The organism is Paenibacillus sp. FSL H8-0548 (assembly GCF_038630985.1).
GTDB lineage: Bacteria > Bacillota > Bacilli > Paenibacillales > Paenibacillaceae > Pristimantibacillus.
Genome location: NZ_CP152049.1, coordinates 4,712,913 through 4,727,007 on the forward strand (window position 1 = coordinate 4,712,913; position 14,095 = coordinate 4,727,007).

The following is a 14,095-nucleotide window of genomic DNA, read 5'->3' on the forward strand; positions in this document are numbered from 1 at the left end:
TCGGATGAAAGTATTCGGATTTTACAAATCCAAAAAATATTTGCAACGAGTCATGTTCTCCATTATGGCTTCCATGGTGATTGTTCTAATCGCATCCTCTGTGTCCAATACGTATATTCTTGAAAAGTCTGTAAAAAGCATCCAAGAGGAATCCAACCTGAAAGTCCTCTCTCAAATTCAATATAATCTGTCTTATATGAACGACATTATTACAAGGCTTTCTAATTTTGTTTATCGCGATCATTTTCTAATTCCGCTAATGTTCAATGATGACCTGCCCAAAATGGACTTGATCCGCGGCCATCGCCAAATGTCTAATATTATGGAAAGCTCCTCCTTCCTTCACTCTATGGTCATCTATAATAAATCCCAATCAGAACTGTACGGCACAAGCAGCAGTCTTCTGCTCGATGGTGGTGTTACGAAGGATAAGATCAGAAGCGTGCTGCTTGATCCCAGCCACCCCCAGCCTACCAATCGTCTAATACCGATGAGCCTTGAGAAGGAAGACGGTCGAATCGATACATTCGCCTTTATTGTAACAGATTCTTTGAAATCGTTTACAGGCAGTCAGTCTGCTATTATCTTGTTCATTAAATCGGAGTGGGTGTTCGACAGCTTAAGGAAAATGAATGTTGCAAGCAATCGGGATCAGGGTGAAATCTACATTCAAACGCAAAATGGTCAATTATTATCCTCCAATCCAAACAGTTTCTTTATGAGCGATCTTGATCAGGCGCATATCAAGGATCTCGTCCTTACGGATAAAGCTGCCGGCAGCCACACGTCTGGTTTCGTCATTGATCATCTATCTAATCAAAAGGAAATGGTTACCTATATGGACGATGGGCTTGGCTCCTGGACCATTCTTTATATCCAATCCTACGAAAAGCTAATGGAGGAAGTCACCAAAACACGCAACCAATCGCTGCTCCTATCCGGCTTATTCCTGCTCCTTGCTATCGGGATATCTATATGGTTGTCCTACAAGCTTTACAATCCGATTGAAAACATGCTTAAGCGTATCCGGCCGCATCTTCCAAACGAGAGGGATAGTGGCATCAACACGGTGGATGAGCTAGGCATGATGGGAGACAACTACATGAAGCTGACAGAAAGGCTTAATGAAATCAGCTCCGAGCAGATTGTGAGCAAATATTATATTCGAAGGTTTCTGACTGACAGCCAGCTGTTCTCGCATCATGATATGCAGCATCTGATCGAGAAGCATGAGCTGAATATATCCGTCAAAGAAGAGATGCTCGTCTGTGTCATGAAAATCGATAACTTTGCCGCTTACGATAACATGATGACAGGTGCCTCCAAAAAGCTGTACAATTTTGCAATCGTAAATATTTCACAGGAAATTATGAGTAGGCACTATCCTTGTGAGGCTGTTGAGATCAGGGGAGATCATGTCGTGCTTATTCTCTCAAGAAGTGTGTATGATCAGACGCTGCTGTTCGAGCAAGTTGCTCCGCTGCTTCAAGAGATTCAAGACACAATCGAACGCTATTACAGCATCTCTCTGTCCTGCGGTATTAGTGACATCATTACACAATATCCGTTTCTATCGACAGCCTACACACAAGCGCTTCGCTTAAGTCAATATATGATCGTGAAAGGACGCAAGGCGATCATTAGATCAGAGGATATTAAAGAAAATTTAGCGAGCAAGCAAATGTCGCTTCCGGACATCGTAGAGCGAAGGCTTGCTGAAGCACTGAAGAAAGGCCAGCTGACCAATGTTGGTACCGAGCTTGAGAAAGCCTTCTCTCTAATCGCCAGCTTTAATTATGATGATATGATCCGCACCGTATCGAATCTGGCTTGGATAATAAGAAAAGCAGCCAGCGATATTAGCGATAATCGGATTGTTTCCTTTTCCGTTGATATCGATTATATACATCAGATTGCAAAGGAGAAAGAAACGCTTGAGGAAATGTACCTCTCTCTCCTATCGCTTTGTGCGAAAATATGCGAGGGCCAGCGTCCAGCGAATATGGAGCGAAATGAAATGATGCTGGAGACGGTAAAGGAGCTGATTGAACAGAAATTTTCTGATATTAATCTTAGCCAGCAATCCATTGCCATGACCGTAAAGCTATCCTCCGCTTATATCGGCAAGCTGTTTAAGGAAAATTATAAAATGTCTATAACGGAATATATCAATGAAGTTCGACTGAAACATGCTCAAATACTGCTGGAGCAGGACAACTATACGATTACAGAAATTATGGATAGATGCGGATATGCCAACCAAAGCTACTTCTTCCGCCTTTTCAAAGGCAAGGTTGGCAGTACACCAAAGGAGTACCGCATGAAAAAATCAATATCCTAAGCCCCATTATAAAGGCCATAAGGCCCTTCGTTCACTGCTTCCAGTGAGCGAAGGGCCTCTCTCATGCCTGCATATCAGCAAATATTCACTAAATCGATTATTTTACACTAGCGAATTACAGTAATTCGCAAAACCTATTCTATTCATCATCATTTCTCCATGGCATGATGGGCATCAGAACAGGAATACTTCAGATGGAGGAGATCATGAGTGGCCAATACACAGCTCGAAGCACCCGACATGAAGACGAAGAAAAGTAAGTCATTGCCTGGCTTGCTAAGCAAGGAATGGAAGCATCTTAACAAAAATCGAGAACTGCTGCTGCTCGCAATGCCCGGCATATTATTCAAATTTGTCATCGCCTACATCCCTATGATCGGGCTTATTCTAGCCTTTAAGTACTTCAGATATGACCAAGGCATCTTCGGCAGCAAATGGGTTGGTTTCAACAACTTTGAGTTTCTATTTAAAGCACAGGATGCCCTCCGTATTATCCGCAACACTCTGCTCTATAACATGTCCTACATTGTGCTGGGTACAATAACTGCCTTGCTCCTTGCACTGCTGCTTAATGAGCTTAGCGGGCGATTAATCAAGATCTATCAAACAACGATGTTTTTGCCCTATTTCATCTCATTCGTGCTTGTCGGCTATATTACGAACGCCTTCCTCGATCATAAGGGCGGATTTCTCAATACAATTATCAGCTGGTTTGGATTCGAGCCGCATAAGTGGTACCTAGAGACCACCCCATGGATCTTCATCCTTCCGCTTGTCGCTTTATGGAAAGGAATTGGCTTCTCTACTCTGGTCTATTACGCAGGCATTACTGGAATTAATACCGATTTTTATGAAGCCGCCAGACTAGACGGTGCTTCCCGTATTCAGATGATGTGGCGCATTACGCTTCCGCTCCTCAAGCCGCTTGTCATTATTCTATTCATACTAGGGCTCGGCAATATATTCCGCGGCGATTTTGGCTTGCATTATTTCGTGCCAAACAACGTAGGACCAAACTTTCCAACAACAGATATCATCGATACGTACGTATATCGTTCACTGACGAAGCTAGGTGACATTAATTCCGCGGCAGCAGTCGGTTTCCTGCAATCGGTGGTCGGTCTCATTACCGTTGTATCCGCCAACTATCTTGTTCGCAAAGCAGATAAGGATAACGCGCTGTTCTAAAAAATGGAGGAGTTCTTTTATGCCCAATACAAAAGGCTTTAACCTTATGAATGGTTTCATCATCGTTTTCTTAGCCATCTTATGCATAATGATCGCCCTGCCGTTCGTTCTCGTTGTCATTATCTCTCTAACCTCTGAGAATAGCCTTGTAATGAATGGCTATCAATTCATTCCAAAGGAATGGAGCTGGGAGGCTTACCGAATTGTATTTCAAAAACCTGATCCGCTGCTCAAGGGTTACCTAGTGACGATTCTGATTACCGTTGTCGGCACCGTCATATCGCTTCTTCTGACTGCGATGACGGCCTATCCCATTTCTCGCCTCGACTTTCGGTACAACAGACCGATTACCTTCTATATTTTCTTTACCATGCTGTTCAATGGCGGCCTTATTCCATTCTACATCATGATGACGCAGTATTTGCATTTGAAAAACTCTCTGCTTGCTTTAATTATTCCGACACTGCTCAGTCCATTCAACATCATGATTATGAAAGGCTTCATGGACAAAATTTCGAAGGAAATTATTGAATCCGCAAAGGTAGATGGCGCGAAGGAATTCCGAATTTTTTTTGGAATTATTTTGCCGCTGTCCACCCCTGCTCTTGCAACGCTTGGATTATTCATCGCCTTTGGCTATTGGAACGAATGGTTCTACGCGCTGCTGTTCATAGACAATGATAAATATATTCCGCTTCAGCTGCTCCTTGTTCGCATTCTGTCTCAAATTGAGTTTTTAGCAAACTCCCCGCTTGCCCAAGTGGCTGATAAGCTGGCGTATGCGAATTTTCCAACCCTGTCCGTCAGGATGGCAATGGCAATTCTTGCAGGCGGACCGATGCTGATTATATTTCCTTTCTTCCAGAAGTATTTCGTGAAGGGTATTACAGTAGGTTCCTTGAAAGGATAAGGAATGACTATTGTGCCAGATATAAAATAAATCATAAATGGAGGGTTCTTAAGTGAGAAAAACAAAAGCATCCCTAATGGTCAAATGGTTTGCAATCATTCTATGCCTTGCGATCATCGCTGCATGCTCGAACAACGGCAACACCGCTAGCTCAACCAATACTCCTAGCAACGCAGGTGAAAAAACGCCGGACACACCTGCTTCAGAGGCGCCTTCACTTCCTGAAGCTAAGCTCACCTTCATCTATCCCGTTTCCGCTAATCCCGGACCGGACCAGAAGCTTGTCAACGATGAGATCAACAAATATTTGAAAGATAAAATTAACGCAACCGTCGAGCTTAAACCGCTCACCTTCGATGAATACGAGCCTAAACTTAATGCTATGCTTGCAGCAGGGGAAGACTTTGACCTAGCCTGGAGCTCTAAGGGCTGGCTAGGCAATTATCAGCCTTATATTGATAGAGGAGCGTATTTGGAAATTACAGAGGATATGATCAGCCAATATGCAGCAGAAGCCCGCGCCAATATTCCTGATAAATTTTGGCCAGACATGCTGGCAGTTGATGGAAAAGTATACGGATTCCCGATCTATCAGGTAGCTGCGAAATCAAAGAGTCTAGTCATTCAAAAACGTTTTGTTGAAAAATATAATTTGGATATCAGCAAGATCCAATCCTATAAGGACATTGAGCCATTCCTAAAAACGTTGAAGGATAATGAGCCTGGCATCATTCCTCTTGGACTCGCTCAGAACTCATGGGGCTTATATACAGATCGTACAAAGGTCGGCGAGGGCCTTGTCCTTAGCTATAAGAAGGATGATCCTTCGCTCAAGTACATCGGCTATCTGCAAGGGCTGGAGGAGAAGAAGGAGTATTTCGATACGATGCGCAGCTGGTACCAAGCCGGCTATATCAATGATGATGCGCCTATCATTCAGAACATCAACGATCTCAAGAGCAAGGGCAATGTGGCTGTCGGACTTGAATTTACATCGAAGCCCGGCGGCGAGGTTGGAGAATTAGCGGTTAACGGCGGTAATGAGGTCGTCTATGCCCCGATTTCCGATAGCTACTTCACCGGAATTGCCGGCGCTATGCATGTCATTAACAAAGGCTCCAAAAATCCGGAGCGTACGTTGATGCTGATCAACCTGCTTAACACGGATTCCTATCTTTACAACCTGATCTGTAATGGGATTGAAGGCAAGCATTACAATAAAACTGACGGTAACTATATCGAGCCTATCAAGGATTCCGGCTATGCCCCGAATGGTGACTGGGTATTCGGCAATCAGTTCAACGCTTACCTTAAGCCTGGTCAGGCAGCGGACACGTGGGAGAGAACCATTGAGCTGAACGATAGTGCTATCGTCCCTGCTACAAACGGTTTTGGTGTAAACGAAGAGAATATTAAAGCCGAGATTGCCAATGTAACAGCCGTTAACAACGAATATCAGGCTGCTCTGGAATCAGGCTCTGTTGATCCAGCCAAGGAGCTTCCGAAATATCGTGATAAAATGATTGCCTCCGGCCAAGAGAAAATCGAAAAGGAAGCCGAGGCGCAGTGGGATAAGTTCAAGCAAGAAAAAGGACTTGTGAAGTAAACAAATACTACGAAGCTTTGACAGGATAATTCTCCTGTCAAAGCTTCGTATCCTATGTACCCAGCACCGCCGTTGCATGTTAATTGAACCTATTTCACGCACAGCCGTACGCGGAACGTACCGACTAATTAAAGTAGTGTTTTGGCTTGATAGCCGATGAGGAAGAAAATTTCTCGCAGCAGAAATGGAAGCTTGGTCCTTATGCTTTGGTAAGCAGAAGTTTGGGTTGGCGATGCATAGGCATCCATCCCGAGGTCCTTTGCCATTGTAAGAGCCCGTTTCATATGAAGCGGATCGCTAACTATCGTAAACGAATTAATGTGTTGCCGCTGCGCAATTGCGTACGCATTGCTAAGGTTTTGCTCGGTGATGCTTGACTCCTCCTCCATAATAATATCCTCTTCATTTACCTTATGCTGAATTGCATAACGTTTTGCAGCTTCCGCCTCAGATAGCGTATCCTCTTCTCCCATACCGCTGCTCCTATTCGTAATCGCCGCCACATCATTGCTTGCCACCTCTTTCAGCCATTTTTAAGAAATGGCCCAATGCTTCTTAAAGATAGCGTAACACAGCAGGACATACTGTCCAACAACAAAACAAGCCCTCCCTCAAAAAGCAGGAAAGGCTTGTTTGCATAAGCTATGCTATGCGCTTTTGCGTCCCGTAAGCATTAGCAGCATAAATGAAATGATAATTATCGCGATCGTCCAGGCCCATGCCATTGCTGTATTCCCTGAATCTACCGCGACATAAATGGCTGTTGGAATCGTCTGAGTGCGACCCGGAATATTGCCCGCAATCATTAATGTCGCTCCGAATTCACCCAAACCGCGTGCAAATCCAAGAATATACGCGGTACTGAGTGAACGGAATGCGAGCGGCAGCGTAATGAACCTAAATACCTCCCACTCGGTGGCGCCAATGGAGCGTCCAGCATCCTCCAAATCACGATCGACAGAAGCAAAGCCTACTTTCATCGTTTGGTAGACCAGTGGGAATGACACTACGATGGAAGCAACTACGGCTGCCCACCATGAAAATATAATAGGAGCATTAAACAGCCACTCGATTACCTCGCCGAACCAGCTTCTGCGACCCAGCATGATGAGAAGCAAGAAACCAACAACCGTTGGAGGAAGGACTAGCGGCAGCATAAATGCCGTTTCAAGAGCTGTCTTTCCTTTAAAAGTACGCCGTGACATCCACCATGCCACGCCTGTTCCAATAGTAATAACCACTACACTTGATAATAAAGCTACCTGCAAAGATAATTTAATCGGCAGCCAAAATTCATGCCAGTTCAAAAACATCATATTTAATTAGGAACTGAAAAGCCATATTTAATAAATACATCCAGTGATTCTTGTGATTGCAAGTACGTGTAAAACTCCTCTGCTTCCTTGCTGTGCTTCGTTGCCTTTACTATTCCAATTGGATATTGAATCGCTTTATAGGATGCAGCATTAACTGCAAAGGCGACCTTTACTTTGTCTGAGGTTAATGCATCCGTTTTGTATACGAAGCCAGCGTCTGCATTTCCAGTTTCTACATATTGCAGCACTTGTCTAACATCCTTCGCCTGCACCGATTTCGACTGCAAAGCGTCCCACAGATTAGCGCTTGTCAATACTTCTTTGGCGTAGCTGCCGGCAGGCACGCTCTCTGGAATGCCGATCGCAACCGTCTTTACTTCGGCTTTGGCAAGATCAGAAACGTTCTCAATGGCTAAAGCCCCATCTGCTGGAACAACAACAACAAGCTCATTGGCCAGTAGATTGATCTGTTGGTTCGTATCAATGAGCTCTTTATCTACAAGTGCTGTCATATTCTTAACTGCTGCGGATAAAAATAAATCGGCAGGTGCCCCCTGTTCGATTTGCTGCTGAAGCGCTCCAGATGCACCGAAATTGAAGCTTAGCTCGATATTAGGATGATTAGCTTCATAGGCCTTCTCAATCTCTGTCAAGGCATCGGTCATGCTTGCCGCCGCTGATACAATAAGTTCCACTGCTTCTGCAGGCTGCTGCGTTTGTTCGGTCGTACTAGTCGCTTTCGTTCCATTGCTATCGTTTTGACTTGTATTTTGCTTAGCCCCGCATCCCGCAATTACTAATACAATAGAAATCAAAGCACACAAAATCACATAACTCTTAATCTTTTTAAACAATGTTTCTCCTCCTAAGTTATATCTAGTTATAAATAGATAGATTTGATTATAATTATACATAGCAATCATTCGTTTTGTAAACTTAATTAACATAACCTTCCCATTTAAATATGATACAATTAGATTTAGAATAAATCAGTCATAAACACTAGCAAGGAGGAGTCCCATGTCCGCCGACATCTCTTACACCACGGAAGAAATAGCCAAGCTATTAAAAATATCCAAACTGACCGTATACGATCTTATAAAAAAAGGCGAGCTTGCCTCTTATCGTGTAGGCAAACAAATGCGCGTAGATCCCGCAGACTTGGAAGCTTACAAGCAGCGAGCAAAGGGGATGCAGATCAAAGAACATTCAACTCCCTCTCCCCTCGCCCCTCCAGCAGCCAATTTTCATAGTCCTCGTCCGATTGTTATTACAGGACAGGATCTCAGCCTGGATATTTTAGCTAAGCATATGGAGAAAAACATTTCGGGGATAAGACCGCTTCGCTCCTATGTCGGAAGCCTTGATAGCTTAATCTCTATGTATCGCGGTGAGTCAGATATCGTCAGCACCCATCTGCTCGATGGAGACACGGGAGAATACAATCTTCCTTATATTAAGAAGCTGCTCGTCGGCTCCACTTATATGGTCGTTAATATGCTGTCGAGAAATGCGGGGTTGTACGTTAAGCAAGGCAACCCCCTTTCCATTAAAGGCTGGAGTGACTTCGCCCGCCAAGGTCTTCGGCTTGCGAATCGCGAGAAGGGATCAGGCGCCCGAGTATTGCTTGATGAACAGCTCCGTCTTCATGGTATTAAAGCGGAGCAGCTTGCTGGCTATGAGCTTGAACAAAGCAACCATCTAGGCGTCGCATCCCAAGTGGCATCAGGTGAAGCCGATGTTGGCGTTGGTATCGAGAAAGCCGCCTCGATTGTCGGTCAAATTGATTTTATTCCGCTCATTCAAGAGCGCTATGACCTTGTCATGCTCAAAACCGCACAAAACCAAGCATGGATTCATTCGTTGCTGCAAATTCTTAGATCCAAGGAATTCAAAAACGAGCTTCAAAATATTGCCGGCTATGACCTGTCCCGCACGGGGGAAATATTGTTTGAGACTTAAATGTTAGCGTCAATGCTCGCATCTAGTCATTTGAAGTGTACCCCTTAATGTAGATGAGGAAGCACTAACTCCAGTTTTCTGCTGCAGGCCGATTCCCGCCATACGCAAGCTATCCTGCACATATGCACTAACTTCGCGCTTTTGAGTAACCTAGAGGTGGCTATCCTGCACATATGCAATAGAATAGGCAGGTTTCAGCTAAATTAGCTCCAATAGGGGCGTCTATAATGCGCGCGTACAACATAGTCACCCGAGAGGGCGTTAAAACAGCTGCTATCCTGCAAAAGTGCAGGATAGCTATATTTTAATCTTAATAGGTTAGCATCATTATGAACTGCTTCACTAATCAAGAATGCTCTAGCGTATGCTCCACTAGCTTGATTTTCACAACAAGCGTTAAACCTAGGGAGCAACGAAACAAAATCACCCTTACAGGTGATTGCACATCGCAGACGCGTCAGCTCGGACCTCTAACGGAAACCAGAGACGCTAAATCGCCTATATATGTCGTTTCAAGATTGTAACGGAAACACAGGCCTCTATTTGTACAAAAGATACACGATATCGCTTCATTTCTGCGTAATAGCGTCTCCCACTTCCGTTAAAATGTGACGCTAACCAAAAATGGCACTTTAGCGTCTCTGGTTTCCGTTAGCTTTCCTTATCCCCTCTCCGGCTGCTCGTGCAGCATCATTATTAACAGGTTCGGAGAGGAGAATCCCTAGTTTCCTATACAACAACAAAAAACAACTCATGACTGCATGAGTTGTTTCCTAGTTTGCCTCTACCGATTTATGATCACATTCACCTTACACGATCACCTATGCTTCTACGTTTTCTACGCTAAATTGCCATTCGATACCGAACTTGTCCTTTAAACTGCCATAACATTTGGTCCAAAATGTTTCTTGAAGCTCCATGTTTACATGGCCGCCTTCTTTTAATCCTTCATAGGCATCTCTAATTTGTTTTTCATCCCGCGAAACGACTGCAAGACTTATATTATTGCCCAAAATAAAAGGAGACCCTGGAAAAACATCAGAGAACATGACATTGCTGCCAAGAATGTTAAGCCTCGTATGCATGACTAAATCTTTTGCCGCCTCAGGCAATTCGTAATCAGGACTTTGCGGTGCTTCACCAAAAGTCATAATTTGCGGTTTTTCTACTTTAAACACTTCTGCATAAAATTCAGCCGCTTCTCGACAATTTCCATTAAAGTTCAGATATACATCAATAGCCATTTAACACACTCCTTTTTCTAGTATTATACACGCTAGGTTTAACATAATATTCACCGTGGTGCCTGCAAGATTATTCTACTGATAAAGGGGCAATTTCTTTGAAGAAGTATCTATTACCCGCACTTATACTGTTGATGAGCCTACTCTACATTTTTATTATTCCGTCTGATCCTCATGTTGTCAAGCTTCTGTTCAAGCTACTCCCCATGTGGCTTATCCTGGCGTATGCATACCTCCATATTCCAGCCCCTAGACGTAGAAATCATTGGATTCTATTAACCGGCTTATTTTTCTGCATGCTGGGCGATGGTTTGCTCGAATGGTTTGTTGTTGGGTTATCTGCTTTCCTCATCGGTCACCTGTTTTATATGACCAGCTTTTTCGGCAATTGGCGCTTCTCGAAAATTCGCTTCGCAACGCTAGCTCCAATTGCCGTATTCGGCTTATTTATGGGCTCGGAGCTTATTCATGCCTTAATTAGGAACGGCAAAGATGATTTGATTATTCCGGTTCTACTCTACATACTCGTCATTTCACTCATGACCTGGTCTGCCATTATGACCGGTCACAAATGGGCGATTATCGGAAGTATTTTATTCACCATTTCAGATTCTATCCTGTCTTGGAACCTCTTTGTATCCGACGTAGCTTTCTCAGGCGTACTCATTATGACTACCTATTACACCGCTCAGTACTGCATGGCCTACAGCATTCAAACGTTAGGAACTCATACGAATAAAATTATAGCGGGACCTCATTTGTAATTGTCCGTTCATGGTCCGTTCATAGTGCAGCAATATACTCAAGCTGTACCAAAGAAACGGAGGCGCTATGATGAATATGGCATGGAAGGAAATTAAGAGGAGTAAAGCGAGGTTTATTATTTTAGGATCAATTATTTTTCTAGTTAGTTTTTTAACCTTTATTATATCGGGTTTGGCCAATGGCTTATCACAAGATAATGCCGCTTTAATCAAGGACTTGCCTGCTGGCCATTTCTATATGAATGCCGATGCGGATGAAAAGTATAGCTTTTCAAAAATAGATCCTGCAGTACAAACTACCCTCCTACAAGAACAGAAGGCTGCAGCAGCGCTTTCGATTCAGATGGGCTTTGTCAACGATGACGAAGACAAGCAGCATAGCGTAGCTTTTGTGACTTCAACGGATTCCGAATGGTTTGAGAAGGTCAGTCCAGGTGAAATCATATTAGACCGTACTCTTGAAAAAGAAGGGATTCAGGTTGGCGATGTATTAACGAACAATCAATTCAATGGCGAATTCAAAGTTAGCGGATTTGTGGATCAAAAAAAATATAGCCATGCTCCCGTCGCTTATATCCATATGGATAACTATAAAGAAATTTACCGTGTAAATGATATGCAATTAGTGTTCATTCCAGGACAGGATCAAGCAATGACCATTGACGGCTTGCAATCATTTTCAAAAAAAGAGTTTCTTAACACGATTGCAAGCTATAGCGCGGAACAGCTGTCTCTCAATATGATTATTTGGTTTTTAGTCGCCATCAGCGGGATGCTGTTTGCTATATTCTTCTACATGATGAATGTTCAAAAAATCGGATTATACGGTATCTTAAAAGCGATCGGTGTAAAAACAAGCACATTATTCCGTATGATGTGGTCTCAAATGCTGTTCATCACAACGATTGCCCTCGTCATATCCATTGCGCTCAGTCAGGGCTTTAATATAATCGCACCGGAAGGGATGCCTTACAGCCTAACACTTGCAACAACCGTTCAATTATCTGTTCTGTTCTTAGTCATTGGATTTGTCGGCGCGACACTCTCTGGCATTCAAATTAAAAAAGTCGAGCCTCTACAAGCCATACAACAAGGAGACAACTAATATGACAGCATTCACCATACATGACGTCAAAAAAACATTCACGAGCGGCGAGGTTAACGAGCAGGTATTGAACGGGATTAATCTCACCTTGCAAGAAGGAGAAATAACAGCTCTCGTAGGCGCCTCTGGATCTGGAAAAAGCACACTCCTCACCATCGCTGCTGGCCTTCAAGGGGCAACTAGCGGAAAGATCATTTTCGAAGGGAAAAACATGTCCGAAATGACGCAGGAGGATATCCGGAAAATCCGCGCCAAAAAATATGGATTTATTTTTCAATCCTCACATCTCGTTCCTTTCCTTTCTGTAGAAGATCAGCTGCTGCTGATGCTTGACGTCTCCGAATCAAAAATGAATAAACTGAAGCAAAAAGAGGAAGTACTAAAGATACTCAGACTCGTAGGCATGGAGCATCGAAAGGATGCCTACCCCTCTTCCTTATCAGGAGGGGAGAAACAGCGGGTTGCCATCGCTCGCGCAATCATCCACAAGCCCAAAATACTATTTGCGGATGAGCCGACGGCTAGTCTGGACTCGACAAGATCTAAAGATGTCATGACACTCATCAGAAATTTGACAAAAACATTAAATATTACGACCCTGCTCGTAACCCATGATGAAGAAATGCTCTCCTATGCTGATCATACGATTACGATGAAGGACGGATTGATTATATAAATCAAGGTATGGCGAAATGATATACTTTCCTATATTTTAAATAAGAGATTATTCTATAGGCAGCTCATTTAACTGCCCTTTAGAATAATCTCTTTTTCATCTATCCTTTGCTGCAATTATTACAACCTCAGTATGGATTGACTATCCTATTTCTTTTGTATCGAGCCTGCTCTACTTCTGCTAATTGTACCTTCTGATGAAAATGCTGTGAAATCTGATAATCGTATGCCCCTCTTCGAATGACATCTCGCAGCTGCTCAATCGTATCGCAGCTCTGCTCAAACCGATTATACACACTTCCGAACTGAAGCGGCTGGTGGGTGTCACTGCCTGCAATGACTGGCAAGGCGATGAGCTCTGCCAGACCTTTCACTCTCTCCTCCATCTCCTGTCCGTAATGGTGCAAATCTCTACCGTTCAAATCGAAGGCATCTAATCTTGCAAGAAGCTCCGGCTTTACTTGATATAGCGGGTTTGCCTCGCGAAACGGATGTGCTCCAATACGAAGACAATCATATTCCTCACTCAGGTCTAATAAATGCTCCAATTCTACATATTCACCTTCCAGCGTATGGTTTTCCAGCCTTGAACGCAGCGCAATAATGCTCTCCCTCGCACCAATTAGAAGAATATGGCCCTTTTCACGCACATCCACCTCAATTCCAGGAAATACCTTCACCCCTTCAACCATATAATAGTCTCCTTTATATGGGCAATGCTGATCTAAAGTATTATAGATATCTTGAAAATTACATGTGTTAAAATGCTCTGTCAACGCTACAGCATCTAAATACTTACTCGCTCCATCCATCATCCCTCGATAATAATCATAGGAAAACTCAATATTTTTGGACCACTTTGCATGTGTGTGTAAATCAATTTTCATAATATAACGGCTCCTTTACTCCAAACGCGTATGATTGATAAGCTTATTATATTGATAATTTATTTTCATGTAAAACATTTTGAAAAAAATTAACACA

At 43.3% G+C, this 14,095-nt stretch carries 13 protein-coding genes; 8 read left to right on the forward strand and 5 right to left on the reverse strand.

Going from position 1 to position 14,095, the window contains the following annotated elements; genetic code table 11:
* Positions 1-4: 4 nt before the first annotated feature.
* From MHI37_RS20610 to MHI37_RS20625, 4 genes are all read left to right on the forward strand, one after another.
* Positions 5-2,341: a helix-turn-helix domain-containing protein gene (locus MHI37_RS20610; protein ID WP_076338138.1), complete on the forward strand. Its 2,337-nt coding sequence runs from the start codon at positions 5-7 to the stop codon at positions 2,339-2,341.
* A gap of 210 nt (positions 2,342-2,551) precedes the next feature.
* Positions 2,552-3,529 (forward strand): ABC transporter permease subunit, encoded by a 978-nt coding sequence (locus MHI37_RS20615; protein WP_256710605.1) that lies wholly within the window; start codon positions 2,552-2,554, stop codon positions 3,527-3,529.
* 19 nt (positions 3,530-3,548) lie between these two features.
* A complete protein-coding gene (locus tag MHI37_RS20620) occupies positions 3,549-4,439 on the forward strand; it encodes a carbohydrate ABC transporter permease (protein WP_076338139.1) in 891 nt (296 codons plus the stop codon).
* Positions 4,440-4,491: 52 nt separating this feature from the next.
* On the forward strand, positions 4,492-6,045 hold the full coding sequence (locus MHI37_RS20625) for an ABC transporter substrate-binding protein (protein ID WP_076338140.1): 1,554 nt from the start codon (positions 4,492-4,494) through the stop codon (positions 6,043-6,045).
* A gap of 128 nt (positions 6,046-6,173) precedes the next feature.
* Here the strand turns inward: MHI37_RS20625 and MHI37_RS20630 are convergent, their stop codons facing one another.
* The 3 genes from MHI37_RS20630 to modA all read right to left on the reverse strand — a co-directional run bounded on the left by MHI37_RS20630 (position 6,174) and on the right by modA (position 8,215).
* Positions 6,174-6,548 carry a YdcF family protein gene (locus MHI37_RS20630; RefSeq protein WP_256710607.1) on the reverse strand — a complete coding sequence of 125 codons (375 nt, stop codon included), beginning with the start codon at positions 6,546-6,548 and terminating at the stop codon, positions 6,174-6,176.
* 144 nt (positions 6,549-6,692) lie between these two features.
* Positions 6,693-7,361 carry a molybdate ABC transporter permease subunit gene (modB, locus tag MHI37_RS20635; protein WP_076338142.1) on the reverse strand — a complete coding sequence of 223 codons (669 nt, stop codon included), beginning with the start codon at positions 7,359-7,361 and terminating at the stop codon, positions 6,693-6,695.
* A 2-nt stretch (positions 7,362-7,363) separates the two neighbouring features.
* Positions 7,364-8,215: a molybdate ABC transporter substrate-binding protein gene (modA, locus tag MHI37_RS20640; protein ID WP_076338143.1), complete on the reverse strand. Its 852-nt coding sequence runs from the start codon at positions 8,213-8,215 to the stop codon at positions 7,364-7,366.
* A 166-nt stretch (positions 8,216-8,381) separates the two neighbouring features.
* On the opposite strand from modA, the gene MHI37_RS20645 reads away from it, so the two are divergent.
* Positions 8,382-9,323, forward strand: coding sequence for a helix-turn-helix transcriptional regulator (locus MHI37_RS20645; RefSeq protein WP_076338144.1), 942 nt, complete (start codon positions 8,382-8,384; stop codon positions 9,321-9,323).
* Between the two features lie 821 nt (positions 9,324-10,144).
* On the opposite strand, the gene MHI37_RS20650 is transcribed toward MHI37_RS20645, so the two are convergent.
* The gene (locus MHI37_RS20650; protein WP_076338145.1) at positions 10,145-10,567 is read right to left on the reverse strand and encodes a VOC family protein; all 423 of its coding nucleotides are present in this window, start codon (positions 10,565-10,567) and stop codon (positions 10,145-10,147) included.
* Positions 10,568-10,665: 98 nt separating this feature from the next.
* Between MHI37_RS20650 and MHI37_RS20655 the strand changes: the two genes are divergently transcribed.
* The 3 genes from MHI37_RS20655 to MHI37_RS20665 all read left to right on the forward strand — a co-directional run bounded on the left by MHI37_RS20655 (position 10,666) and on the right by MHI37_RS20665 (position 13,112).
* Positions 10,666-11,331: a lysoplasmalogenase gene (locus tag MHI37_RS20655; RefSeq protein WP_256710608.1), complete on the forward strand. Its 666-nt coding sequence runs from the start codon at positions 10,666-10,668 to the stop codon at positions 11,329-11,331.
* Between the two features lie 70 nt (positions 11,332-11,401).
* Positions 11,402-12,436, forward strand: a complete 1,035-nt coding sequence (locus tag MHI37_RS20660) for an FtsX-like permease family protein (RefSeq protein WP_076338146.1) — start codon at positions 11,402-11,404, stop codon at positions 12,434-12,436.
* Position 12,437: 1 nt separating this feature from the next.
* A complete protein-coding gene (locus MHI37_RS20665) occupies positions 12,438-13,112 on the forward strand; it encodes an ABC transporter ATP-binding protein (RefSeq protein WP_076338147.1) in 675 nt (224 codons plus the stop codon).
* Positions 13,113-13,239: 127 nt separating this feature from the next.
* On the opposite strand, the gene MHI37_RS20670 is transcribed toward MHI37_RS20665, so the two are convergent.
* Entirely contained in the window at positions 13,240-13,998 is a 759-nt protein-coding gene (locus MHI37_RS20670; RefSeq protein WP_076338148.1) for a PHP-associated domain-containing protein, read from the reverse strand.
* Positions 13,999-14,095: the final 97 nt, after the last annotated feature.

What these genes read in the sequence shown, in the direction of transcription:
- MHI37_RS20665 (WP_076338147.1), top strand. Translation starts at nt 12,438, where the DNA reads ATGACAGCATTCACCATACATGACGTCAAAAAAACATTCACGAGCGGC.
- MHI37_RS20670 (WP_076338148.1), bottom strand. Translation starts at nt 13,998, where the DNA reads ATGAAAATTGATTTACACACACATGCAAAGTGGTCCAAAAATATTGAG.
- MHI37_RS20620 (WP_076338139.1), top strand. Translation starts at nt 3,549, where the DNA reads ATGCCCAATACAAAAGGCTTTAACCTTATGAATGGTTTCATCATCGTT.
- modB (WP_076338142.1), bottom strand. Translation starts at nt 7,361, where the DNA reads ATGATGTTTTTGAACTGGCATGAATTTTGGCTGCCGATTAAATTATCT.
- MHI37_RS20610 (WP_076338138.1), top strand. Translation starts at nt 5, where the DNA reads ATGAAAGTATTCGGATTTTACAAATCCAAAAAATATTTGCAACGAGTC.
- MHI37_RS20660 (WP_076338146.1), top strand. Translation starts at nt 11,402, where the DNA reads ATGAATATGGCATGGAAGGAAATTAAGAGGAGTAAAGCGAGGTTTATT.
- MHI37_RS20650 (WP_076338145.1), bottom strand. Translation starts at nt 10,567, where the DNA reads ATGGCTATTGATGTATATCTGAACTTTAATGGAAATTGTCGAGAAGCG.
- MHI37_RS20645 (WP_076338144.1), top strand. Translation starts at nt 8,382, where the DNA reads ATGTCCGCCGACATCTCTTACACCACGGAAGAAATAGCCAAGCTATTA.